Source organism: Pseudoalteromonas phenolica (assembly GCF_001444405.1).
GTDB lineage: Bacteria > Pseudomonadota > Gammaproteobacteria > Enterobacterales > Alteromonadaceae > Pseudoalteromonas > Pseudoalteromonas phenolica.
On record NZ_CP013188.1, the window covers coordinates 753,498 to 779,857 of the forward strand.

Sequence of the window (26,360 nt, forward strand, 5' to 3'; positions counted from 1 at the left end):
TTATGCAAGGTAATCCAAAGATCATTGATTTATTAAATCAACAATTAACCTTAGAGTTAACCTCGATGGATCAATATCTCGCTCATTCAAAAATGTACGAAGATTGGGGGTTAGGCAAGCTGGGGCATAAACTGGCACATGAATACGACGAAGAACTAGATCACGCGAAAGCCATTATCGAACGCATTCTCTTTTTAGAAGGCAAACCAGATACTGCTTCTCGTCAGCCAATTAATGTGGGTGATAACGTTCAGCAAATGCTTGAAAACGATCTGGCGGCTGAGATGACAGTCGCTGCTAGTTTAAAAAACATCATAGGTGAGTGCGAAAAAGCACAAGATTATGTGACTCGTGAAATTCTAGAAAAACTTCTAGATGATACAGAAATGGATCATATTTATTGGCTTGAGCAACACTTGAATTTAATCAAACTTATGGGTCTGCCAAACTACATTCAATTACAAATGGATAACAACGCGCCTGATGCATAATGCTAATCAGCTATGTTGTTTTTATAGACAAAAGTAGAATATATAGGGCATTGTTTTTATTTAGAACTTGCCCTAAATTTTTTATATGAGCGAACTTTATTGTCAGTCTTTAATTTGCACAAGGCCGTTTTTACCTCCTTTTTAGCGGTCTGTTAAAGCGTTAAAGTTTTGCTCGCTTTATTTTTTGGTTTAACTTCCAATACATTAATACTCTAATCAGATGCGCTTATTTAATCTGTATCATTCATCGTAAAAAACTGACGTATAGACAGGTTTTTTCAAAATAATCTCGCATGCTACTTCATTAGCCATTAGAATAGCACCATTGTAATTTTAGAAGTTGTGAAATATGTCATTACCTCCTTGCCCTAAATGTAATTCTGAATACGTATACGAAGACCAAACAAACCTTGTATGTCCAGAGTGCGCACACGAGTGGAACCCTAATGAAGTAGATGAAGATGCATTTGAAGTGAAAGATGCAAACGGTACTGTGCTTGCTGACGGTGATAAAGTGACAGTTGCAAAAGATCTTAAAATCAAAGGCAGCTCACAAGTAATTAAAATAGGCACTAAAGCCTTAGTTCGTCGCGTATTAGATAAAAAAGACCATGAGCTTGACTGCAAAGTTGATGGTGTTGGCGAAATGATGGTAACGGCTAAATTCGTTAAAAAAGCATAATAGATATAATACCTCAAATTAAAAAGGCCCGAATCGGGCCTTTTGTCATAAGTAAGTTGGCTGATTAAAGCTTATTGCCATTTACCAATTCATGTAATTCTTCAAGTGATGCTGCGATTTTAACGCCCGGTACGTTAGTACCAATTGTCGCTTCAAATGAGCCTTCAACGTTTGAACGGAAAGACGTAAATGAAATTCGATAAACACCACGAACAAGCGCTTCGCTTGCGTTATTCATTGACGTTGTTTTACGAAGAAGAGAGTTATAGTTTGCACCACTTGGGTTTGCAGGTAACTCTGATGTATCGTCGTTACGCCCTAAGTTTTGTAGCACCTTGCCACCATTTTTGATTTTTGTATTGTCGATGATATTTAAACGATCAAAGACAATATAAGTATCAAAGAATTTATCAGCATCTTTTTGCATGCCAGGTGTGAAGTTAGCATGCTTAAAGTCAGCCCCTTCAGGTTTTGAAACCGCTGGAGACATCATTGATACTCCGATTTCATCAACCGCCGCAGGCACCCAAGCGTAAAGGTAATATGTATCTTTGCCCTTATATTTACCTTCAGGTTGAACTGATGAGTCTACATAACCAAAGTAATTTGAGTAGTTAGCATATGGCAAACGCGCTTCAATGCCCGCGACACCTTCAGATACAGAGCTTTTAAGATGTGGACCTGTTGCTGAACAACCGGCTAAAACAGCTGCAGTTACAAATGGTAAAACTAGACGAGAAATTTTCATTGATTTGACTCCATGTCACTGTATGAGAAATGAGCATAGAGTATACGCGTGAAATTTTTATTACTAAAGTATTAGTGATTAGAAAATTCTCACTATGAAAATATTGACTGATTTAAGTTATATATAAAAAAGCCACCTAAAACAGGTGGCTTTTGGCTACTGTTTTAAGCTAGTTATTTTTTAGCTTCTTTTGCTGCTTTTAAATTTGCAGCATGATCGATTTCGTAGGTTGGCATGGTTTTCTTACCGTCAATTAGGTAGTTGTCCATCCAACGCATTAAACGAATGCTATAGTCATATTGTGCAGCTACTTTACGGTTACCATGACCTTCACCAGGATAGTACACTAGTCGCACATCTTTACCTTGTACTTTCATGTAACGGTATAGTTCCATTGACTGAGCAGGGTGAACGCGTGGGTCGTCCTTACCGTGCATGATGAGTAACGGTGTTTCAGACTGACCAGCCCAGTAAATAGGGCTGCGCTCTAGGTACCATTGCCACTTTTCCCAAGGGTATGAACGGGCATGTACTAGGTACATTTCATTAGAGATGTCAGTTGTACCAAACTTTGATAGTTGGTTTGTTACACCTACAAACATAACACTTGCAGCGAAGTGCTCAGTCAGTTTTGTTGCACCCCAAGCTGACGCATAACCACCGTATGAACCACCAGTAATACCAACGCGTTTGCTGTCTACTAGGCCCATTTCAACTAAATGGTTTTTCATATCAACTAGATCATCAAACTCTTTACCTGCATAGTCGCCTTGACCAAGCTTAGAGTAATCAACACCTTTACCTGTTGAACCACGGTAGTTCGGGTAGAAAACCGCATAGCCACGGGCTGCACCCATTTGACCAGGGTCTGAGTAGCTCGTTAACCAACCGTCTTTGTCATGGCTTTCAGGGCCACCGTGAACCGCCATAATTAGTGGATAGCGCTTACCTTCTTGGTAATCAAGTGGGTAAATTAATACGCCGCCAATCTCTACACCATCACGGGCTTTGAATGAAATATTTTCTTGTTTCGCAAAGCGTTTATCATTTAACCAATCATTTGAATCAGACAGGCGTTTTGTCTTTTTACCGCGAAGCATGAAAACTTCGTTCGGGTGTTTGTCAGTGTTACCACGAAGAACGATGGTCTTGTCTGAATCAGATACCGATAGGTTAGAGGCAATCAGTTTGCCTTCTTTAACGATCTTCTTATATTTGTTAGAGCCAACTTTGATCTGGCCAACGAAACTTTCAGCGCCCACGTTTGCAACAAAGTTTAATGTGTTACGGCGGTTAGCCCACTCGAAGTCACCAATGTGGCCCATGAAGTTCGGGATCCACTCTTCAATTTCACCTGTCTTCGCGTTAGCGAGGTATAGACGACCTGTTGCAGGGTCGTGCTTGTCTTCTGCACCAAGAATAGCAACATAATCGCCTTCGTATGAGAATTCAGCAGCTCCTAACTTACCTTCGGTTTTGAAAGATGTGGTAATTTTCTGCGAAGCTACGTCCATAACATGCCACTGTGACTTCATGTATTTATCGTCAATCAGTGCTGTAGGCTGAGTTTTAACGAGTAGCTTGTCACCTTCATCAGAAAAGTTGATGTCGCTTACATAGCCTTCAATTTCAACCGCAGCAGGTTTTAAAGCTTTTTCAGATTGCACTAAATCAACAAGGTGTAGTTGTTTGTTTTTTAGACCTAACTCATAAACTTCAGCCATAAAGCCAAGCTTTTTAAGTTCTTTTTCAGTCTTATCTTTAGCTGGCATGGCTAAGATGGCAACTTGTTTACCATTTGGGTTTAGCTTGTAGCTAGAAATTGAAGTGCCGTCTAACGATAACACTTTCTGTGATTCACCACCGTTAGCTGCGATACGATATAAAGACGTGAATTTATCAGTTTTCTTCTTAGTTAAGAAGTAGATGTAGTCACCGTCAGCAGACCACTGAATACTGCGAACACTCACTTTACCTGTGATGAAAGGGCGCTCAACACCTTTATCATCTACAACATAAAGCTCTGAGTAATTTGTACCGTTAGCATCAATATAAAGTTCTCTTGGTACTGAGCGGGTAAATGCTACTAGTTCTCCTTCAGGATCTACGGCAGTTTGACCAACAGATTGAATTTTGGGAATGTCTTCAATTGTTATTGTGTCATTTGCAAATGCAGTTGAAGTAACTAAACCCACTGCAAGCGCAATTGTAGTTTTTATTAATTTCATTTTAAGACCTTGTTGTTCAGTTTTGTGCGTTATTTTAGAGTCACAAATACTGATTTCCAGTGTTTGCGATTAAGCGAGAATAAATAACGACAGATTAAAACTGATAACGGGCGCCCAAATAGAAACGTCTGCCATTCGCATAAATCCCAGTAGGCGCGAATTGATTTCTTTCATAGGTATACGAGATTTCATTATTTAAGTTAATGAATTCGAACACGATATCTGTCTTATCATTGACTGAAACAGTTACATTACCATCTAGCTGGCCATAATCATCCATGGTGACCTCTCCAATACCTGTAGCAAACTTAGTGCGGTAATTATATGCGAATCGAATGCTTAACCAGTGATTCTCGTAATAAGAAGTAATGTTAAAACTATGCTTTGATGTACCTGGTATAAGCGCTGAGGTTTCGGTTAAATGTTGAGTTCGGTTGCCATCTACAAAGGTATAGTTAGCGATAACACCAAAACCATTAAACAGGTGTTGTTGATAACTAAGCTCTAACCCTCTAACACTACCTCCATTACCATTTATTGGCCTGTCGATTGACATGATAATACCTTCATGGGTTTCTTGTTGCCTTTTAAATTCAATAAAAGACTCAACGTCTTTGTTGAAAATAGCGAGTGAGGCAAGAGCGCTTTCTTCAAAATACCATTCTAACCCCGCATCAAACTGAGTAGCTCGGTAAGGATCTAAATTTGGATTACCGCCTTGACCTTGCGCTTGGGTAACATTGTAGTTAGTAGAAGGCATTAAATGATGAAATTGAGCACGAGACATCACTCTAGCCACAGAAAATCGAGCAACTAGGTCATCATTAATGTCGAACTTAACATTTGCGCTAGGCAAAATATCGGTATAACTTTTCTCGTCAGTCAGCCACTCAAAACCGTTGCTATCTTGCGAGTCAGTTTGCTTAAATGCGGATGCATCTTGCCAAGTATTGACGATTCTTACACCTATGTTGGCGCGGTAATTATCACCTTCAAGAAGCAGTTTGAGGTAACCTGCTAGCGACTGCTCCTGAATATCAAAACGGCTTGCAGTTTCTATCTCTTGCTTAAAGGGGAGTGTCGAAAATTCCTGACTGAGACTTTCAATATCTACAAAGCTGTATAGTTTTAAGGTTTCATGATTGCCAATTTGTGAAAGGTAGTTATCGACAAATGCAGCAGGGTGCTCAGCTAAATTGGTCGCAATTATACTGGCCAAGCCATTGAGGCCACCATCGAGTGATCTTAACCTAGAAAACTCACGAGTATGTTGTTTTATTTTAATGCCAAATTGTAGGTCAGAGAGTGCTTTATGCATCAACTCATAATTGAAATCAGCTTGCATATAAACAAGCGAATCTGTAGCGTCCTGTGCATCTTTTCTTGCCTCAGTTAAGCGCCATTGAGCGGCATCTAAAGGAGATATAGCATAATTCACAACAATATTTTTATGTTGCTCTGTACTAACTGAGTAATCAGTGTTTGCAGAAAACTGTGAGGTGAAATCTTCACTTGTTCCACCTCCACCATGGGTAAACCCGAATCGATACTGATTTTGCCATCTAGGGATTGATTGGCTTAATTCTAGTTGAATACTACTGGTATCAATTTGTGATTTTCGCCAAATGGCTTCCATGCTGGTGTTAAACTCAGCATCATTTAGTTGACTGTACTCGCCATAAATAAGGGTATTGTCAATGAGTTTCGGGTTTGTAAGTGTACCGCCTTTATTTAAAACAATTGCTGGTTGCCATAAAAAATTTTGATTTGAGTTGTCAGCTTCCAATTGTGAATAAAGAAGGTGACTTTTAAATTGCCAATGAGGGTTCAGAATATATGAAATGCCTGAAGTTAGCGTTGTTAAAATACGTTGTTGCTGGAAAACGGCTGAACCACCGCCACCTGGAGTCCAAATATTTTTGAGGTCGGCTTTCTCATCGTCACTGCTGATATACCGATTTTCTCCAATTTTAATTAAATCTCTTTCATGCCAGCCCCATGATTCAAGCCCATCTCGTCTTAACGAGCGCTTTAACCGGCTTGCTGTAAAGAGAATTGCTAAGTCTTGGTTATTGTTTTTCCAATTAAAAACGGTACTGATTTGCGGGTCAAATTCATTTGATAAATCATTGTACTGCAACTGAGTGCTGATCAGAGCTAAATCACTATCTGTATAAAGAGGGTCTAGCGTCTTGATATTGATACTGCCGCCTAAAGAGCCCTCATCTTGGTTTGCTTGAGGTGTTTTATATACCTCGAGCGAGGAGACAATATCTGCAGGCAACAGGGTGAAGTTGAATCCACGGTTCGGTTGTGATGAAATCCACCAATCTGCCGAGGCCAAGTATTGTCCGTTTAGAAAAGTTCTATTTTGTTCAGGTGTCGTGCCTCTAACACCTATACGCTCACCTTCACCTTGTACACGAGATAAAGATATTCCGGTGATCCTTTGTAAGGCTTCGGCTACATTTTTATCAGGAAACTTACCTATTTCTTGAGCACTGATAGTGTCACTGATTTGGTCATTCAAGCGTTTATAGCTCAAAGATTTGACAACGCTGTCATGAAAGCCTCTAATTTGTATGGTTTCTAAGAGTGTAGCGTTATCTTTTTCTGAAGAATTAGCGGCAACTTGAGTGCAAAATAAGCTCAGAATAATGAGAGATTTTGTTTTTTTATTTGTCATTTATGCAAACCTCAAGAATAACCAAACTAAAAATAGTTGTATGGGCTTCAATATTGAGTGTGTATTATGAGAAACAATATACGCTTTTATAACGAATTTAACCATTACTTTACGGTAAGACCACAGAATAAGGTATTTTGAAATTTTGCAGTCGTCACGGATTTTAGTGAATGATGTCTTAGTTGAACCTGCTGCACTGAAAATAAAAATTTCAGGTCAATGGCAAGCAATTGAGGCTAAGCAGTTAGCTTTGTTGTTGCTTTTGATCCAACATCAAGGCCAGTGCGTGAGCCGTGATACCATCATTGAAAAATTATGGCCGAATACTTTAGTCAGTGATAACTCTGTTTCACAGTTAGTTGCACAACTTCGAAAAACACTGCAAGACAACAAAGCAGCAGCTAGATTTATAAAAACTGTTCCTCGAGAAGGTTATCAACTTGTCGCTTCAATTTCTGAGCCTCCTAGCATAAAAGAAAAACTTGTTGCCCCAAGAATTAATAGGCCTATTTACTGGTTATTATTTGGTGGCGGGGTAGGGGTTGTGATATCAATTATAGTGAGTTATCTGAGTCAACCAATCAAACAGACCAGTCCCTTTAAATATGATTCCAGACTGACATCGGCTCCTGGTCTTGAGGTTTACTTACGTTATTCGCCTGAAGGACGCTATCTGGCTTTCAGTCACTTAGATGAAAATCAGTCACAATTCGACTTGGCAGTTTACGACAGTCAGAGCAAAATTGTGCATAGCTTAAAAAGCACTAGTTATAGCGAAGAAGCACCAGTGTGGTCACCTGATGGTAAATGGCTAGCATACTATCGTTTTGATCCATTTAAGTGTGAGGTACGCGCTATTGCAGTGGACCACACAATAGAAATGTGGCGTTTAGGCAAAGAGAAGAAGCTCTTTGATTGTGAGCTGGGTTACGGTCCACGTAAGCTTTATTGGCTTACTAATAATCATATTGTGTTTAACACACAAAAGATAAACAAGTTAATTGTAGAGTCATATGAATTTGACTCTCAACTTAACCTAGTTAAATCCTATGAATACCCTGAGGTGGTAGGTGAAATTTTAGACGTCGTACCAGAGTCAACAAAACTATTATTAAAGTCTCAGGCTAGTGGCGAGTTTGATTTAGTTTTTCAAACTTTAGAAAATCCCGAAAAAAAATCAAATGTATTAAGTTCTTTCGATGCTGCGCTTGCGGTTTGGTATCAGCCAGATCAAATAATTACTGCTCAAGATCAGCTACAGATTCAAAACATAACTAGACAAACGACTCTGCCTATTAGCAGCAATTCTAGCCTCATTGGCGATTTAGATATAAGTAGGTCAAGAGGCTCCATCGCCTACTCGGAAGGGCATGCGCAAGTGAGTGTATACAGGCTAGATAGTCTCCGCAATTTAGTGCCAATTAGTTCTGCAACAAGGATAGATGTCAGCCCTAGTGTATCTTCTGATGGCAATTACTATGCGTTTGTTTCAAAACAGACTCGTCAAAATTTAAGTTCCGAAGTTTGGGTGAGGAATAAATTAAGGGCAAATGCTGAACTGGTTTATACACTAGAAAGCATTGAGTCAGCTAGGTTATTACTATTCTCGCCTGACAACCAATATCTGGCATTAATGACAGAGTCAAATAAATTATTAGTCATTAATTTATTTGCAAAATCAGCAGTTAAAATCGCTACAGAGTTTAATTTGCTTAGAAATGTGTTCTGGGCTAGAGACAGTCATTCATTATTCTTCACAAGTTCCGATGAAAATGGTAATCCATTAAATTGGCAATACGATTTACTTGATTCTGGTAATAAATTATTAAAAACACACCAGGAGTGGCCGCCGTTAAAAGAGCGCAACATTACATTTACGCAATTTTCTGAAGACATGAAGTCATATCTGCTTCCAAGGCTTACTGCGTACTTCGATGAATCTCAGTTGACGGCATCATTTGCTTTATATCTGCCAGTACTTCATGAACATGGCGCGTATTTTGTTATCAGAACTGGACATGAGTTGTCTCTATACGAGTATGATAATACAACTGGGGAGGTTAGTTTACTGAAAGAGCTAGGCACTTACCTATACGATATTAATACGCCCCTTGCTTTAACGACCAGTAAAAATGGAAAGCAAATTTTATTTAATCGCATTGATGGGATTGAAATGGATATAGTACTTCATCAAAGTACTAAAGAGCGTCAATAAACGTTTTGATAGCTTTAGTTGACCAGTTTCTATCTTGAGCGGAATCAAGAGCTTGCTTGGCGTATTTCAAAGATAAGGTTTTATTTGAAGCTGATTTCGCTTTTAAAAGTAACAATGTCGGGTGAGCATCATCTATGCTAAGACCTGTATCTATGCACCTCTTAGATTTTTCTTCTTGGCTTGGTATTGTTTGAAGTAAAAGGCACATTTCTTTGATAGCGCGAAAATGACCTAATTCTGCTGCTCGTTTGAAATAGTCTAACGCACGGTTTGGGCTGTACTCTGGACTTTGATTATCCGCCAATACTGTCCCTAATCGATAAAGTGCCGGAATACTGTTTTGTTTTGCTGCAACTTTTAACCAATTCAAAGCGATCTGTCTATCAGGGTCATGGTTATCATTGTTCAGTAAGCTTACTGCAAGTTTATATTGTGCTAATGGGAAATTATTTTTTGCAGACGCAAACAATAAACTCTGTGCAGCCTGCTCATCTTGCCAATGGTATCTTAATAGCTTACTTGCATTGTATTCGCTAGATTGTAACCATTGAGAGATATAAAACTGCACTTCGCTATTGCCTTGCTCGGCGGCATCAATATGTTCACTAATTGATTGTTTATACTGCTTTCTTTGATTTTGAAATGCGGTTCTATATTGTTTTCCTTTGAAAGTAGTGAAGTGATATGTGAGTGAACGATTCTGTATTGGTGTTGTTGTGTCGTATCGCCATAGACTAACGGCATTGATTAGCTCTGTTGAAAATATGTGTTTCGGATGAGCCGCAATTAAACTGATGTCAGTGACAGCACCACTATCGTCAATATCAAACTCGACCCATACCCAACCTTCAACACCTTGTCTAATTGCTTGCTCAGGGTAGTTGGGTTGGTGATCTTTTACTTTGGTTAAATTCTGTTTGCTTTTCTTGAAAGAGCTAGGATAAAACTGCTTGGAAATAACTTCAAAGCCATATTGATGTTTCAAAGCTAAATACATATCTTCTAGCACTTGCTTGTCAGGATATTGTTGCTTAATTAATTCAGCTGTTTGTTTTGCATCGGTTAAACCAAAATCACTGGCAAGCAAGAACCACGCATAAGCTCTTGGGAGGCTCTTTGTAGTGCCTTGACCATGAAGTGACATCACGGCTAAATTGTACATGGCATCAGTATTGCCAAATTGGCTTAATTCAATAAATTCATCGTGTGCAAGGGAGTAATTTTGTTGCTGGTAATGTTGTGTCGCACTGAATAAGTCTGCATAACTTTGCTTTGAAAAACAGATAAGTAATATCAGTAATGGTCCTGTAAAACGCAAAAAGTCCATAAATAAGAAATAAATACCTATCTAAGCGAAATTAAATGAAACTGAACAAGAGTTGAAGCTCAACTATGACACGAAATCACTAGTCTTGTATAGTTTATGGGATTCATATGGTAAGAGTTTTTGTTGTATTTTCATAAATTCTCATCAAGTTCTTAAATAATTAAAAAAGAAAGCTGATGTACTTACGTACACCAGCTTTAGGGAGTGCTCCGGGCTTAGCACCATGTTTATGCAAGCGAACTTGCATAAACTTTTAAGTCATACCTGTGTTAGCTGAAATGACTTAAAAACTGAAACGCAAACCTGCCATAAAGCGTCTACCATCTTTGTAAACACCTGTTAGCGCTTGCTTCACACCTTCTTCTTGATAACTGAAAGTGTGCTCATCTGTTAAATTAATCACTTCGAAAACAGCGGTAATATTCTCATTGATGTTGTAATTAAATGATGCATCAATTTGACCATACGCATCTTGATAACCAGGCCATGCTCGGCCAGTGTCATAACCCGTACGGTAGTTATATGAAATTCGACCACTGTAAGTCTCATTTTCGTAGTAAGTGCTGAAGTTGAATGTATGTTCTGAAATGCCTGGGATAAGAATGTCATTACCCTCAAGATCTTTTGACTCACCATCTACAAATGTATAGTTCGCAGCTATACCAAAACCTTCTGCCAACTCAGTTTGATAGCCTAATTCGATACCTTTCAGAGTACCTGCCGGGCCATTAATAGGGCGGCTGATCTCGATTTCAACATTATCAAATGTTTCAGTTTGGGTATTTTCACCAAGTGTTGATTGCAAATCTTTATAGAAAAGAGCAGAAGAGAAAATACCTGCGTCAGAGAAGTACCACTCGTAACCAACGTCAAATTGAGTTGCGCGATAAGGATCTATATTTGAGTTACCACCCGTACCTACACGCGTTTCAGTGTTATAGGTGGTTGCATTTGTCATTGCAGCATAATCTGGACGGGTCATAACACGTGCAGCACTGAAGCGTAAGATCATGTCTTCTTCAATATCTACAGCAAGGTTGATACTAGGAAGTATATCAAAATAACTTTTATCTTCTTCTTGCCAAACCTTTGCATCAGCAGGGCCTACATAAGCACCGGTTGTTTGTTTAGTTTCAACAAGACGAACACCCAAATTACCTCGCATTCCGTCAGCATCTATATCGGCCTTTATATAACTGGCTAAGATCTTTTCAGTGATTGCGAAATTACTGTCATAAAGGTAATCATATTGCCAAGATAATGCGTCACCAGCCGCTCTAGTCTTATCTAAGTCAGTCATTGCATAACTTTTTAAAGTACCAGATGTACCAATACCTGATAAGAAGTCACTCGGTGCTACGAAGGAATAATCCGCTAGGTTCCAATTTAAATCAGTTCGAGTTTGCGAACGAAGTCGAACGTTTTCACGTTTGTGGTCACGATATTTCACACCCATTTTGATTTTACTGAACACTGCAACATCAATGGCACGTTCAAAGTCAGTTTGGCCATAATATTCTTTATCTAAAGCATCATTTGAGTCATAACGTAAAAACCCTAAATTCCAGTGTTTGCCGTCGGCAGGGTCTTTTGCATAGCTGGTTTCAATGCTTTCGACGTTTTGCGCATTGTAACTATGAACTGCATTACCTTCCCAGCCAACACTACGGTCTGTTTGAGTACCACCTGAACCTTCAGTTACACCGATGTGGTAACTTGATTTCCAGATTTCGCCATCATGAATTAGCTTAAGATCATAAGAATTTGTTTTAAGTTTAGAGTTACGAATTTTAGTTTCATCTAAAATGTTATTACCATCTGGAGACAAACCAAGGGTGCCAGCCTGCGCAAACTTGCCTACTTTGGCGTGGTCAACGATATCTAGAGATTGATATTTTGAACCACCGTATCCTGGTAACCACAGGAAGTTTTGGTTTGCGTTATTTGCTTCTAATGTCGAATTTAATGCATTAAAAGTAACATCCATGTTATCCGAAGGGCGATATTGAAGCGTAAAATTAAAGCCAGTTCTTACACGACCTTGAGTAAACATGGCAGAGCCACCGCCACCAGGCGTATAAACATTTTCTACAACAGTACCATCCTCAAGCGTCTCATCACGATGCGTCCAGCTCCAAGCTTCGATACCATCGCGGCGTAGGTTTCGCTCTTGTCTAAATACCGAGACTAAGGCACCAATTGATTCTTCATCATTTTTCCAGCTATATAAACCAGCTAACTGCGGATCTGTTTCACCAGATACTTCACTGTGTTGCATAATGACAGAACCAGCAATTTTATTTGCATCTAAATCAAGAGGTTTACGGGTTTTAACGATAACAGTACCACCAATTGAGCCCTCGTCGATGTCAGCTTCTGGTGACTTATATACTTCTAAACCTGATACAATTTCAGAAGGGAGCATTGTATAGTTAAAGCCACGGCTTGCTGATGAGTCTACCCACCAATCAGCTGAACCAACAGCTTGTCCATTGAGTAATGTTCTATTTTGGTTTTCAGATGTACCACGGATACTAATACGCTCACCTTCACCAAAGTTACGGCTCATTGAGACACCTGTTATACGCTGCAAGGATTCCGCGACGTTTTGATCTGGAAATTTACCAATATCTTCAGAAGATACCGCATCGACTATAGAGTTAGCGTAGCGCTTAGCGTTGATTGATTTAACAACACTGCCACGGATCCCTCTGACTTGGATCACTTCAACTTCATCTGTTTGTGCACCTTGTGCTAAACTCGATGAACTAAAACTTGCTGTTGATGCCATAAGAATGCTGCTGATTAAAACAGCAAGCGGCTTTTTATTATTTGTACTCATGCTTTGATTCCCCTTGAAAGCATTTAATTAACAATTGCGTGTGCTTTGCAATGTTTAATAAGTTAATACTTGTTTAATAGGAAATCTTGAAACTAAGTGATTAGTTGTGATTAATTGAATTTAAAGTCTAAGATTATGACTTTATTGGATATTAAATTTAATGAGTTAACTTTACTTTTTTATTTATATGTTGACCTATGCTAGCTTTCACAAATAAAAATTAATGTTTTCTTAACCATCTTGCCTGTTTTCAGTTCTTCTAAATTTATAACCTATTTTATTTAGTTCTCATAATGTTTCCATTAGTGTTGAAACTTTTTTCATCAAAGGAATTGGTTTAACTTGTTACAATAGAGCGCGAGTATCAGGCTAGTTTTGACAGAGTGCAAAGCATGTCATTGAGAGTTAATTGAGAATGTTATTTTAGAAGGTGAGCTTCCAATGGCTTGCAGGTTTTTTTGAATAGCTAGAGCTGAAGTAGTCAGCCCTAGCTGATTTATTAAAGACTTTTCTTTGGTGGCAAAGCTACGTTAGCAAAAATTAATCCCGCGACCAAAGACATGAAGATTAAAAATGTTTGTTGACCAATTTGGTCTGCATTTACGAAGCTTTGGCCTTCAATTAATGAGTTTAAACCAATATATGTTTTTGAACCAGGAACCAAAACAATCAAACCTTGCATAGCCACAATTGAGGCTGGCGCATTCACCACACGGTTAAATAAATTACTAAATACGCCAACGGCAAAAGCACCAACGAACGCACCGATGCTGTAGTCAAAATAGACTGCAGCACTGATACTTGCCGCATAGGCGATAAAGCCTGAAGCGATAGACCAACTTGCATGTTTTAGTTTGGTTCTAAAGATGATAATTAAGCTACTACATAACAGTAATATAGCTAACCAAGCTGTCCATTTAGGTAATGCTTCTGGTTGTATAAAGTCAGTTTTCCCAAATAGGGCGAAACCAATACTGATACCTAAAAAAGCACCAAAATAAAGTTTAAATAGCAGCATAACTGCGTCCATAACACGAGCAGTACCAGATACTAAGTGTCTTGCGGATAATTCAGCAAAACCAAGAGCCAAAGCAAGACCTGGGATAAATACAATGATCGAAGATAAGACAACAAGTCGAATGTTTACCCCTGGGTCAATATAGCTACTTACTGCACAGGCTGCTATTGCGGCAGCTATTGCAACCAGTGGCTCTAGCATATGGGTTACACGTTTAGATCGAGCTGACCAGAGTACAAATAAAAACACAACCAGCGAAATTAAACCTGACCATAATACATCGTTCCAACTAGTGCCCATTAGCATCGCAAAAGCAGCACCTGAAACCATAAACGCAAACCCAGTAAACCAATTATTAAACGGGTTTTTGCTAGTATCTATGGTTTCAAGGTTCGCATCGGCTTCTTCGATGGTTAATTCACCAGCCAGCATTCTAGTAACAACATCATCAGTGTCAGCTAATGAGCCTAAGTCATGATCACCAGGTTCAACACGTGCAACATGGGTATATTCTTCTTCGTGACCGTCAGTCCAAATTACAAAGGTCACAGAAGTAGGTGACATAACGAAAGATGATTTTAAGTTTAAATGCGTTGCGACTTCCATTAAATGTGCTTCAAGTCGATATGCTGGTGTACCATATTTGTGCAGCATTTTGCCAAGCTTAACAATAAACTTTCTTTTTTGCGTAAAACTAGCTGTGTTCAAGTTTTTAAACCAAATAAGGGTGGTAAAAGTAAATATTAGGTTAACTATAGCTTAAGTTTACCTAACTGGTATGCTTTGTAAGAAACGGTGCGAATTCTAATCACTTTTAGTGGTATGTCTAGCAATTTATTGTGAAATATTTTTGTTTTTTGCTTCTATCCACTGTGCCATGTATTGCGTACTTTTCATGGTGTGATGTTTTAACATTTGACCCGTGAAATTATGCATTCTGTGCGTGGTTAGATCATTTGCAATTTCAACAATTCGCTTCACTAATGACTCTTCTAAATGTTGTTGATTATAAAAAGACGATAAAAGTCCTCTAGAAGCATTTTTGCTCTCATTGAACAAACTTTCTTCTTGGTAAAGCTTTACGGCAGCATTGACAAAATCGTTCGTGTTATTCGCAATTAACCCCGGCCAATCATGGCCATCTGTCATGCCTTCAGCACCAATATCAGTGGTCACACTCGGTGTTTGGTTTATCATCGCTTCTAACAGTTTGCCTTTAATACCAGCACCAAACCTTAAAGGTGCTAAGCAGACTTTGGCATTTTGCATCACCTTATTCGCATCTTCCGTCCAGCCTTTAATTAGAAAGCCCGTTTTTGGGTTATGCAAGGCTGTGGCTTTCGGAGGCGGGTATGAGCCGTAAATATGCAGCTCAGCTTCAGGCAGCTGTTTTTTTATAAGTGGCCAAATTTCTTGTAAGTACAAAACCGCATCCCAATTAGGAGCGTGTCTAAAGTTACCTATGGTCATAAAGTGGGCTCTTTGCTCAAATTCAGGTAAAGACTTTGGCAATTTCTCTAGATTAACCATAAACGGTAGGTGGTGGCATAGGTTCAAATCTACTTTGAAATGTGACTCGAGCAAAGTCATTTCGAAACTGGAGATAATTAAACTTAAGTCGCAACGTAATATTGCAGCGATCTCGCGCTTAGCAATGTCACTTTGTAGATCTGTTAAGGTAAAGTCTCGTTTACCTTTATGCGCAGTGTGTCTTGCCTGTCTTAGACACTGTAAATCTTCAGTATCTAGAATTTTGATGGCATCTGGAGCAAATTTATCAACTCGCCAACCAAATTGCTCTTCCATCATAAAACGGTCAAACATCACTATATCAGGGTTATAGCTTGTGATGTAATCATCAAAACTCGAACAGTTTAAAGCAATCTCTCTACTGCTGATCCCAAAATCATTAAGGTCAATCATATGCTCTGTTGGTTGCGAAGGCGTTGCAAACTCAACTTGCCAGTTTTGATTTCGAAACGTCTTCAATAAAGACATCATATGTGTTCCAGCAGCTGATGAATTTGGCTCAGGCCACACATAACCAATTACTAAAACACGTTTGCTCATAATACTCTCATAGATGTTGATTTTAGAGGCGCGAAGTCTACCTGAATTTACAAAAAAGTTCGATGTTGCTTTTAGATAATGAGATATGTTTGTGCTGGCTAGGCTTTATCCATGGCATTTGAGATTATTTGAATGTCTTGCCTTACTCAAATAGCTGCAATTTTAATGATTTAAGTATATTATTTCGCAACTAATTGATTAGGGGAAAAGTATGAATCGCACAATTTCGTCTATATTTGGCGCTTTTTTCGTTACATTACTGGTGTCATCTGAAGCAGTAGCGAATGCCAATACGTTCGGATTCAAAACACCAACAGAGGAATTCGCTCGATTAGTCGAAGTGCAATCTACACCTGATATACTCATGAGCCCCGATAATGCTTGGCTTGTAGAGTTATCAGAACATGCAATCGGATCATCGAAGCAAGTTCAACCTCAACTTTCTTTGTTTGGTATCGACTTTAACCCATACAATTACTCGCGAGCATCACTCAAACGTTACGCTGATATTGAAATACGTCACGTTATTTCTGGTTCTGTACTTAGCATCAATAACCTACCTGAAGGTGAGATTAGAGATGTGCAGTGGTCAGCGAATAGTCGTTATTTAAGTCTTGTGTTGGAGCAAGTCAACTCTGCAACGCTCTGGGTTTACGACGTTAAAACCAGACGGTTAGAGCAAGTAACCCAATCGACCTTGAATGGTTTCTTAACAACTTCTCCTTACCAATGGTTACCGGATAGCACGGGGTTTGTGGTTAATATTGCTGTGAACCATGGCAAACCGTTATTAGAAGAGCCCGTAGAGCCTAAAAAAGAGCAACGCATTATTATCCCAAATCAAGAAGGCTTAGTTATAACTGAGTACTTTCATTCTGTAGAGGAAATTGCTGAACCGACTCAAAGCGAGCTAACTACTAGTGATGCATTACAAGTAACGGCCGAACCTGAGCCAAGTGAAGTCACAAATCAGCTTGATGAAAGTACATTGCTGACTTCTGAAGCGCTTAAGTCAGACCCTGTTGCTGACCAGTTTAAATTTTTTGCACAAGGTCAACTTATTAAAATCAGCTTAAGTGGACTTGCAAAGCCGATAGGTCAAGCGACCTTTCTAAAACACTTTGATGTCTCTCCTGATTCAACCAATTTAATCGTTAATATGGTTGATAATCCAATTACATCAGATAGACCGCTTGAAAACTTTGCCAACGTTTGGCAAGTCTGGGGCATGACAGGTCATGCTTTATATGAGTTAGCAGTAAATCCACTCGTTGAAACTTTAGATTCACCCGTTGTACAAAAACATAAGTTTCAATGGCGTTTGGATAAAGGCGCAACGGTTTTATGGGCAGAAGCTAAACCAGATGGTTCAGATAACTTATTTACTGTCAGTGCACCGTTTCGCAAGGCGCCTCAAGTGTTCGCAACATTAGATTGGAAACTAGATAAGATAGACTGGTTTAACGACAGTTTGGCATTACTGACAGAAAAGTCTTTAGATGATAATAAACGTCGACAAAGTATTATCACACCACGAGATGCAGACCAACGTCGTGTTGAATTTAAAACATTCACTGAAGATAAATCTTCTCAAACTTGGCATAAATTTATTAAACAAAGAAATGATTTAGGTACAGAGGCACTTAAAGTAGTCGGTGGTCGATATTTATTTGTGCATAGCCAGAAAATTGAAGGTGATTCTGTTATTCAATTACTTGAACGTTTCGATGCAAAAACAAACAGCAAGTCGACAGTTTGGCAATCTCAACCTGAATTTTCTGAGTCTTTAATTGCGTTACTAGATGACGAAGGCATGCGCTTTTTATTCAGTAAAGAGACTCAGTTGCAGCCTACAAACTTTTTCATTAGCGATTTAACATTCAACACTCTTGAGCAATTAACTAGAAATACGCACCCTATTGAAGGTTTTATTGGTGTGAAAAAAGAGCAGTTGCAATATCGTCGCGCTGATGGTCAAACCTTAACAGCTAATTTATATTTACCGAGTAATTACGATGCAACCCAGGGTAGCTTACCAGTCTTATTTTGGCTAGGTGCTGATATCTACAATAAGAAAGGTGAATTTGTTACTAGTAATCATAGAGATATGGTTGCATATGTCGCAAAAGGTATCGCAATTTTAGAAAACCCGGGCATGCCAAGTTTAAGAAGTGCGGCTTCAAGCGCAGCATTTATGACAGATTTGAAATCTAGCTTTAAAGCGGCAACGGATGCGCTAATTGCAAAAGGGGTGGCTGAGCTTGGCAAAATATCAATTTCTGGTCATGGAGCGGGTGCTACACTTGCCTCACTTGCATTGGCAAATACGGATTACTTTTCATCAGGCATTTTAAGAAGCGGTCAGTATAATGTGACTATGTCCAGCAAGGGGTATTTAGATAGTGATAAGGCTTATTGGCAAAATGCACCTCTATTTAGCGGTGTGTCAGCCTTTAATTCTGTAGATAAAATTAATGTACCAGTTTTGATTATCCATGGTAAAGATGATGATAAGGCGAAAACACTTCAATCAGAGCTCTTATATCAAACCTTATTGAGTTTAGATAAAGAAGCACGCTTAGTATTACTTCCAAATGAATCACATGAGTATCAATCCGTAGAGACTATTTTACATGTGTTATGGGAGCAAGAGCAGTGGCTTGAGAAGTGGGTCTTGCCAAAGCCAGAAGGTTATCTTTTAAATAGTGCTAATTTCCAACAGCACTAAGCATTAAACAGAATAAAGCCGAGGACGACCTCGGCTTTATTTATTCTTGAATTCGACTGTTAAAATTTAAGTTGCTCTACAAATCTTAAACTTAGTGCTTTTCTTTACTACCCAATGAACTGCCCACAGAGGCAATAATAATCATAAAAACAGCGAACCACTGCCAAACTGTTAGAAGTTCACCTAAGATGATAAGTCCGGCTATAGCAGCAACCGCAGGTTCTAAACTCATCATGATGCTGAACCCCTGTGCTGGCATATTTCTAAGCGCAACCATCTCTAAACTATATGGCAGCGCACTTGATAAAATACCTATCATAATACCAAGAGGAATAAGCTCCCAATTCAATAATGCACTACCTTGAGAAGCCGCACCGTATGGAACTAATACCAAAGCAGAAACGGTCATACCAATTGCAACGGTAGCCCCTCCAGAACCTTGATTTCCCGTCTTTTTACCAAATAAAATATAACCAGCCCAAAATCCACCTGCGACTAGTGCAAGTATTACACCTACGGGATCGAGGCCTTCTTGTGTACTCATATCAGGGAGAAGTAATACAATGCCAGCGATAGCAAAGATAACCCATAAATAGTCACGTTTTCGTTTTGATGAGAATAAAGCAACCGCAAGTGGGCCGGTAAATTCAAGAGCAACACCTATCCCAAGCGGTATACGCTCAATAGCGTAATAAAAAGTGATATTCATACCGCCTAAACAAAGGCCGTAGACGACTATTGGCCCCCATTTTTTAGGCATGTGTCGCCATGGTCTAAAAATAAGACACAAAATCAGGGCTGAGAAACCAAGTCTATATGCAGTTGTACCTTCTGGCCCGACATGTGGAAAGAGTTGTTTGGCAATAGATGCACCTGATTGAATGGTGATCATTGCACACAGTAAGCAAGCCACCGCGAAAAGCAAATCTCTATTTGCCATTGGTTATGTTTACTCTCATGTTAAATCAGAGCCGTAGTCTAATCTTGAATGTCACTTTGCTCAATAGGCTTGTATACATTATTCATAGCTTTTGCGGTGAGTATCTACTTTTCTAACATATTATTTTCTTGTGATAGACAAAGAATTATTAATAATCACATTTATGACAAAGTCTCGCTTTTTAAATATTCCATCCAATCGTCATGGTGCTTTTTCATATTTTTATGCTTTTTAGAATTTGTATGCGCGAGCTTATCTTTGTCAGTAAGAAAAGGACCAGCGCGACAGAATCTGCAATGGTTGTCTGAAAGATAATGCGGCCGACTCAGGTGAGGTAATTCATCTGATGTTGTTTTTGCTGACCAAACGTAACTGATCCCACTGGTGTCTTTGACATGTTTATCTCTATCAACATTCCTGATCTTATAACCAGGAAAGTCATTGATATTGAATACACTTTGTCCGAGATAGTTGATATCTAAATCTTGTGTGAGTGAAGATTCTATATCCCACTCACAATAAGGCTTAACATCTTTTGAGGTAATAATGCATAACATCGGGCCATTAGGGTCAAGCACATTTTGATGAGCAAAGTGTATAAATAACCTTAATAAACGCCTGTTTAAAGTATTCACCGATAATTTTTGCTGCTTAAAGTCATCAAAGTCTGAAAAAGCGGGTATTAAAGGAAATTGGAATATCACTACATCGATACTATGGCTAGCAACTCTTTGCCAAGAGCTAGGCTCAGTGACATCAAATTCAGTTAAGACCTTTACTTGATTTTCTTTTAATGAATTGTATGAGTTATCTTTGTACTTATTGAGTAACACGTTTTCTGAATCATATACGCTGGCAGTGAGCTGCGAGTGAGGAAATTGTAAAGAGAGCGCGTGGGAAAAACTAAGATCACCGTCACCAACGGTCAAAATACGCCACTGTTTATTTAATTTCATAATTGGAATATATAAAAAACAATGGTGTGATTATATACCTAAATAGCCTCAATATACGAGGCTATACATAAAGGTGCTAAGGTTTACTAAGATTATTCAGACTAGGCTTGCCTTGCAATTTCGTCTAGTAAAGACATTACATCGCCAGAAGCCTGTTCCATTTGATTTAGTTTTTGAATGCAACCTTGCTTATTGCCTTGAGCGAATAAGTTCATAGCTTCAACACCGCTAGCATGAACTTGTTTGTGAGGTGCATCAAGGCGTTTGAACGCACTTAAGTCTCCATACTTTTTCTGACCTTCAGAACTCATCCAGTTACCTAGTCGACAACTAGCGTGATCAGCAAATGCAGAAATTGGTTGTGAGTTTAAACCTATTAGGTGATTATAAACATCAGACTTCCAAACCACGTGATCTAACTTCACTGCTTGAACAAACGTTTGTGTAGTCGCATCTACAATGGTACTTTTCATCGAACCGCAGCTACCAACAATACTTGAGTAATCGTCATTTAATTGTGCAATACTCTCAGATAAATCATTGTTTGAACTTTGAATGACGTTAACAGCGTTAACTGTTTGCTGGGTCGTGTCCATAATTTGCTTCACAAGATCAGATACTTCGTTCGCAGACTCATTAGTATTATTTGCAAGTGCACGCACCTCGTCAGCTACTACACTGAATCCTCGACCTGCCTCACCAGCACGCGCAGCTTCAATTGCCGCATTCAATGCAAGTAAGTTAGTTTGATCTGATATTTTAGAAATCGTGGTTACAAATGTATTGATATTATCAGCCATCTGAGACAAACCAGAAATGTTGGCTGTCATGGTCGCCATGTTTTGCGTGAGGCCGTCCATACCAGATAAAATATCAGATAAAGATTTCTCAGAGGTTTGAAAAATTGAGTTTATATCATTAATTGATTGGCTTTCTTGCTCAATAGAAGAGAAGCTATTACTCACTGTCTCTCTAATATCCCGAATTTGAGATAAACCGTTTATCGCACATTGTAGGAGCTGGTTGTCGGTGTTTTCATTTAGTTGAGATTGAGTTTCTACAAGTAATTCATTGAGATTATTGTTTTCAGATTGAAGTTTTTCGTTATCTTGCTGTAAAAGCTGTACTTGTTGACGTAATGCTTGAAGTTCTTGTTCTTGCTGTTGATTATTAAATAAATTACCGAACACAGCGATTCCCTCACAAATAGAAATTAGTATTAGACTATCAGTATGATCTAAAAAGCGCCAGAAATAAGCGAACTAAGTTCTTGGTGTTTGACGAATTATTTTATGTGACTTGTCAGAATACATATTGGAGTCGGCACGATGCATAATTTCATCGGGGGATTCATTTGGGGTTATTTTCGCTATACCAATGCTTACACCAACATCAAATTCAAAAATTTGTTCTACCAATCTGTTTCTCAAAGTGTCTATGTTTTCAGGAAGAACTTGACTAAATGCTACGAATTCATCACCTCCAAGTCTAAAACAATTATCAGCTCCAAATTCTGTCTGTAATGCATTTGAGATAGAGATCAAAACCTCGTCGCCAGTTTGATGTCCATATTTGTCGTTAGCGTGTTTGAAATTATCAAGGTCAAAGTATAGTAGATAAGGGTACTTGCTACTCAATGTCGCAAAATTTTCAAAACATGATTTTCTATTACCTAATTGTGTCAGGTGATCATGATTAGCTTCAAAATTTAATCTATTTTCTAATTTTTTTCGTCTATTAATTTCGCTATTGAGCTTGTTAATAATCTTTCTTTCATGATGGATTACATTGTAAAGAACAATACAAGTAAGAATGAGGCCAATTTTTTTTAATGACGTATCAGCGACTAGGATAGGGAGTGTGTCTTTAGTTAAAATGTCATCAAGAACATCAAGAAATAGTCCTACGCAATACATCCCCCAGGCGAGAATTAGGAAACGATTACTGACATACTGCGCCCCATAACCAATTAAAAGACCAGTACACGTAAACCAAAAAAGCTCCTCAAACGCATCTAAATCTATATCGGGGCGATTTAATAGAAGAACCGCCAAGCATAAAGTGACAGTCAATATGAATATGTAAAAATATCTGCTCTTCATCTGCTACATCTAATAGAAGTCTCATATTAGATATAGCAGAATTTTACCTAAATGTTGTTAGAAAGTTCAATTTGTTGGGCAATCATGAACAGATGACTTACAAACAGGACTGAAGTAAGCACGAATCTCATCTTATGATAATCCTTGTGGTAGGCCTGCCAAGCTGGCATTCCACGCTCGAAGAGTAAAATCAAAGGATAGCAAATGGCTAAATAAGAAAGAGTAATGGTGACATTTGCAAATGCGATTAATGGGAAAGGTATTACTAATAGCACAGCCATAACCGCGTGAGTGATGGTTTGTTCACCAGGTCGCCACATTACGCCTGCGCAAAAAGCTGAAATTCCGAGGCTATAATATGTAAAAGCTTTGATCAGCGTTTCATGACTGCCAAAGATTAGAGTGCCAAATATACATGCTAGAAATGGCAAAACACCATAATATCCAAGCTGAACATGATTTGAAAAAGAGTGCATCTAAATACCAAAATTAACTATTATTTGATGAATATAATACCAGTTTTAAGTAGAACTAGATCAACCATGTATGCATTCTATTTTATGGTGGTTTTTTGAAATCAAAAAAACAATACTCGAAATTTATTCGATTAGCTGCGTTATCGCCTTTATTTGTAATTAGCAGCGGTTATAAACTCTTGAAAGGCTTCGCACCAGACAACTAAATTCGCGTAATTCTCTATATCTACATGTTGTGGAAGTTGTAATATAAATCCGTCAAATGATTTTACTTCACCGACTCTTGTCATTTCTTGTTTAAATTTTAAAAATTGTGATTCGTTTTCAACAAATTTGGGTGATAAATATAATTGATAGTCAGGCCCTGGAGCCAGTTTTCCCTGAAAAATAACTTTATTTTCGGATAAGGAAAAAGTCCCTACGCCAAAATGTAGAAAGTCAGAGCCACTCAAAGAATCAGGAATGACCGCTTTATATTTTGTCTCTAAAGTAGCTGATGCAAATTCAAGCATACTAGGTGAAGCTGGTGCCATTAATATGGGCAGAGAGTATATTCCGCTTACAAAACCAACAATATAAATAACAATAGAAAGCAGAATGATTTTAATCTTTTTCAAAACAAAGCCATGGGTAATGGTGTTAGTACAAAATAGTATAGTTAATTAGCTATTTTTTGCCTGAGATATAGCTTAACTTTTTAAACTGATTTACTTAGCTAGTCTATTTTTTAGTTTTTTTATTTTTTGGGGGCACAATGCAAAAGCCAAGTGATGCAACGACATAGACTAGGATTAAAGAGTTACCTATAATCAATACATGTCTATCACTCACGAGTAACCACAAAGTGGCTAGTAATACACAAGCTATGGTTAAGTGCGTTGTTAAGGCTTTAAGTTTACTGCGGACCATAAAAATCAACAAAAGTTTAGACATGATGATTATAACTATGTCCAAGAGAAAAAACGACAAACTTGTGTAGGTAAATAAATTGTTATTACAGTCAATTTTTTGCGGTTAATGATGTATTTTGTTGTTATAATTGGGATATAAAATTTAAAACATAAAGTTGATTTAGATTAATGATTTATTTTTCTCTAAGCGTAACTTTGTGATGTTGGGTTTGTGTTCACATTTTTAACCATCAGGGGTTCATTTGGTTAATGTTTTTCGTGCCTTTAGGCGACTTGATTTAAAACGCTTAGTCTTAATTTTGGCTTTTTTTGGTGTGTTATTAACACTAGGAAATGCCCTCTTTGCTGTCTACAAAGTACAAAAAGATTTAATGATTAACGACACGCTTGACTCTAACCGTGTCTATGCGACTAAAATCGCGAATGTTACTGATCTATTCTTAGGATCTGTGCTATCCCAATTGGAATATACTTCCGACTCTTTGAAGCACGCCTATAGTAACCCAGACTTGTTGAATTCAGAGCTTGAGCGTTTGCTGCATCAAACCGAAAGCTTTAATTCAACAATCTTCGTTGATAATAAAGGCAAAGTACTGGCTGTCTCTCCATCAACTTTAAACTTGGTCAATACATATATAAAAGATGAAAAAGCTTTAGAGCCTTTAACTAGACAACAAACATATATATCTGAACCTTTCTTGTCTCCAGTGGGAAATTTAATCGTAAGTATTACATCACCTGTTTTTGATGATCAAAAAAGGTTTATTGGGTTTGTCGGTGGTGCCATTTATTTGCAAGAAGAGAACATCCTTAATCAAATTTTAGATAAACATCATCATAATGATGACTCATACACTTATGTTGTTGATCAAAATGGACACATTATATTTCATAAAAACGTATCAAGAATTGGCGAGAAAATTGAAAATAATAAAATCGTAGATGCTGTTTTGGCTGGTATTTCTGGAAGTATGCTTGCTCCTAATTCGTATGGTCAGGATATGTTGGCTGGATTTGCCCCAGTGAGGCTGCCTAGCTGGGGGGTTGTATCACAAAGCAATAAATCAGCAACTCTCGACAAGGTGTCTAATACTATTGTAGATGTGCTATTAAGCACATTGCCCCTTATCGTACTTACATTGCTTATTATCTTGCTTTTTGGCACTAAGATTGCGCAGCCTTTAGCCAGTTTGGCACAAGCATTAAAAGAAGAAGGACTTAACAGCAAGTTTGATGCAAATAAAATTAACACTTGGTACTTTGAAGCTGATTACTTAAAACAAGCATTTTTATCAAGTCATAAACGTATTGAACAAACAATTCAAAAACTTGATCAAGACAGACAAAAAGATCAACTGACCCAATTGCTTAACCGACGAGGTATGGAAAAGGCATTGGCATATTTTGTTGCAAATTCTCAATCTTTTTCTGTCCTTGCACTTGATATAGACCACTTTAAAAAGGTTAATGACACCTACGGGCATGATGTCGGTGACATTGTTATAAAAGAGTTCGCTGCACTTATGCAGCAATGTGCAAGAGAACAAGATCTTGTTTGCCGTTCTGGCGGAGAAGAGTTTCTAATTTTTTTACCTAATGTTGAGTTGGACGTTGCATATAAAATTGCGGAAAGATTACGTCTTAATATCGAGGCTTTTAAATTTCAACAAGTTGGTAACGTAACAACTTCAATTGGCATATCTCAATGGCCAAACATTAGTGATGATATAGACACTGTGTTGAAGCAGGCTGATAGGGCACTTTACAGCGCTAAAGAGGCGGGCCGAAATCGTACACATCTCGCTGAGTGTACATAATTTTATATGTTGTTTTTGTTTTCGTTTTCATTTGTTGACATGTTGCAGGTGAATAATGGCGCTGATTTAGGTATTATGCGCGCTCCAGACTACTGAGTAGTCTTATACAAATAAGAATAGGAG

18 protein-coding genes are annotated in these 26,360 nt (G+C 38.3%); 5 read left to right on the top strand and 13 right to left on the bottom strand.

The annotated features are described in order from the left end of the window. Nucleotides 1-2: 2 nt before the first annotated feature. Together bfr and PP2015_RS20500 are read left to right on the top strand one after the other, a co-directional pair. The gene (bfr, locus tag PP2015_RS20495) at nt 3-491 is read left to right on the top strand and encodes a bacterioferritin (RefSeq protein WP_058032343.1); all 489 of its coding nucleotides are present in this window, start codon (nt 3-5) and stop codon (nt 489-491) included. Between the two features lie 349 nt (nt 492-840). Next, nucleotides 841-1,173 (top strand): zinc ribbon domain-containing protein YjdM, encoded by a 333-nt coding sequence (locus PP2015_RS20500; RefSeq protein ID WP_058032344.1) that lies wholly within the window; start codon nt 841-843, stop codon nt 1,171-1,173. A 64-nt stretch (nt 1,174-1,237) separates the two neighbouring features. Here PP2015_RS20500 and PP2015_RS20505 read toward each other — a convergent pair whose 3' ends face one another. From PP2015_RS20505 to PP2015_RS20515, 3 genes are all read right to left on the bottom strand, one after another. Then, the gene (locus PP2015_RS20505) at nt 1,238-1,921 is read right to left on the bottom strand and encodes a LipL32 family surface lipoprotein (RefSeq protein WP_058032345.1); all 684 of its coding nucleotides are present in this window, start codon (nt 1,919-1,921) and stop codon (nt 1,238-1,240) included. A 173-nt stretch (nt 1,922-2,094) separates the two neighbouring features. Further along, nucleotides 2,095-4,149, bottom strand: a complete 2,055-nt coding sequence (locus tag PP2015_RS20510) for a S9 family peptidase (RefSeq protein WP_058032346.1) — start codon at nt 4,147-4,149, stop codon at nt 2,095-2,097. A 94-nt stretch (nt 4,150-4,243) separates the two neighbouring features. Next, a complete protein-coding gene (locus tag PP2015_RS20515) occupies nt 4,244-6,835 on the bottom strand; it encodes a TonB-dependent receptor (protein WP_058032347.1) in 2,592 nt (863 codons plus the stop codon). Between the two features lie 166 nt (nt 6,836-7,001). On the opposite strand from PP2015_RS20515, the gene PP2015_RS20520 reads away from it, so the two are divergent. Then, the gene (locus PP2015_RS20520) at nt 7,002-9,050 is read left to right on the top strand and encodes a winged helix-turn-helix domain-containing protein (RefSeq protein WP_058032348.1); all 2,049 of its coding nucleotides are present in this window, start codon (nt 7,002-7,004) and stop codon (nt 9,048-9,050) included. Here the strand turns inward: PP2015_RS20520 and PP2015_RS20525 are convergent. The 4 genes from PP2015_RS20525 to PP2015_RS20540 all read right to left on the bottom strand — a co-directional run bounded on the left by PP2015_RS20525 (nt 9,034) and on the right by PP2015_RS20540 (nt 16,307). Then, complete coding sequence (locus PP2015_RS20525) at nt 9,034-10,377, bottom strand: TonB family protein (RefSeq protein ID WP_058032349.1); 1,344 nt, start codon at nt 10,375-10,377, stop codon at nt 9,034-9,036. The genes PP2015_RS20520 and PP2015_RS20525 overlap by 17 nt on opposite strands. 283 nt (nt 10,378-10,660) lie before the next feature. Continuing rightward, entirely contained in the window at nt 10,661-13,219 is a 2,559-nt protein-coding gene (locus PP2015_RS20530; protein ID WP_058032350.1) for a TonB-dependent receptor, read from the bottom strand. Between the two features lie 499 nt (nt 13,220-13,718). After that, a complete protein-coding gene (locus PP2015_RS20535; RefSeq protein WP_083496711.1) occupies nt 13,719-14,945 on the bottom strand; it encodes a threonine/serine exporter family protein in 1,227 nt (408 codons plus the stop codon). 126 nt (nt 14,946-15,071) lie between these two features. After that, complete coding sequence (locus PP2015_RS20540; protein ID WP_058032351.1) at nt 15,072-16,307, bottom strand: glycosyltransferase family 4 protein; 1,236 nt, start codon at nt 16,305-16,307, stop codon at nt 15,072-15,074. Nucleotides 16,308-16,518: 211 nt separating this feature from the next. Here PP2015_RS20540 and PP2015_RS20545 point away from each other — a divergent pair, with 211 nt between their 5' ends. After that, entirely contained in the window at nt 16,519-19,035 is a 2,517-nt protein-coding gene (locus PP2015_RS20545) for an alpha/beta hydrolase family protein (protein ID WP_058032352.1), read from the top strand. Between the two features lie 91 nt (nt 19,036-19,126). Here PP2015_RS20545 and PP2015_RS20550 read toward each other — a convergent pair whose 3' ends face one another. From PP2015_RS20550 to PP2015_RS20575, 6 genes are all read right to left on the bottom strand, one after another. After that, a complete protein-coding gene (locus PP2015_RS20550) occupies nt 19,127-19,975 on the bottom strand; it encodes an EamA family transporter (protein WP_058032353.1) in 849 nt (282 codons plus the stop codon). Between the two features lie 161 nt (nt 19,976-20,136). Next, complete coding sequence (locus PP2015_RS20555; protein ID WP_058032354.1) at nt 20,137-20,931, bottom strand: class I SAM-dependent methyltransferase; 795 nt, start codon at nt 20,929-20,931, stop codon at nt 20,137-20,139. 101 nt (nt 20,932-21,032) lie between these two features. Then, nucleotides 21,033-22,121 carry a methyl-accepting chemotaxis protein gene (locus tag PP2015_RS20560; protein WP_058032355.1) on the bottom strand — a complete coding sequence of 363 codons (1,089 nt, stop codon included), beginning with the start codon at nt 22,119-22,121 and terminating at the stop codon, nt 21,033-21,035. Between the two features lie 72 nt (nt 22,122-22,193). Next, a complete protein-coding gene (locus PP2015_RS20565) occupies nt 22,194-23,033 on the bottom strand; it encodes a GGDEF domain-containing protein (RefSeq protein WP_058032356.1) in 840 nt (279 codons plus the stop codon). Between the two features lie 47 nt (nt 23,034-23,080). Next, on the bottom strand, nt 23,081-23,509 hold the full coding sequence (locus tag PP2015_RS20570; RefSeq protein ID WP_058032357.1) for a DUF3429 domain-containing protein: 429 nt from the start codon (nt 23,507-23,509) through the stop codon (nt 23,081-23,083). Nucleotides 23,510-23,658: 149 nt separating this feature from the next. Next, nucleotides 23,659-24,126 (bottom strand): DM13 domain-containing protein, encoded by a 468-nt coding sequence (locus tag PP2015_RS20575; protein WP_058032358.1) that lies wholly within the window; start codon nt 24,124-24,126, stop codon nt 23,659-23,661. Nucleotides 24,127-24,662: 536 nt separating this feature from the next. Between PP2015_RS20575 and PP2015_RS20585 the strand changes: the two genes are divergently transcribed. After that, nucleotides 24,663-26,237, top strand: coding sequence for a sensor domain-containing diguanylate cyclase (locus tag PP2015_RS20585; RefSeq protein ID WP_058032360.1), 1,575 nt, complete (start codon nt 24,663-24,665; stop codon nt 26,235-26,237). The last annotated feature ends 123 nt before the right edge of the window (nt 26,238-26,360 follow it).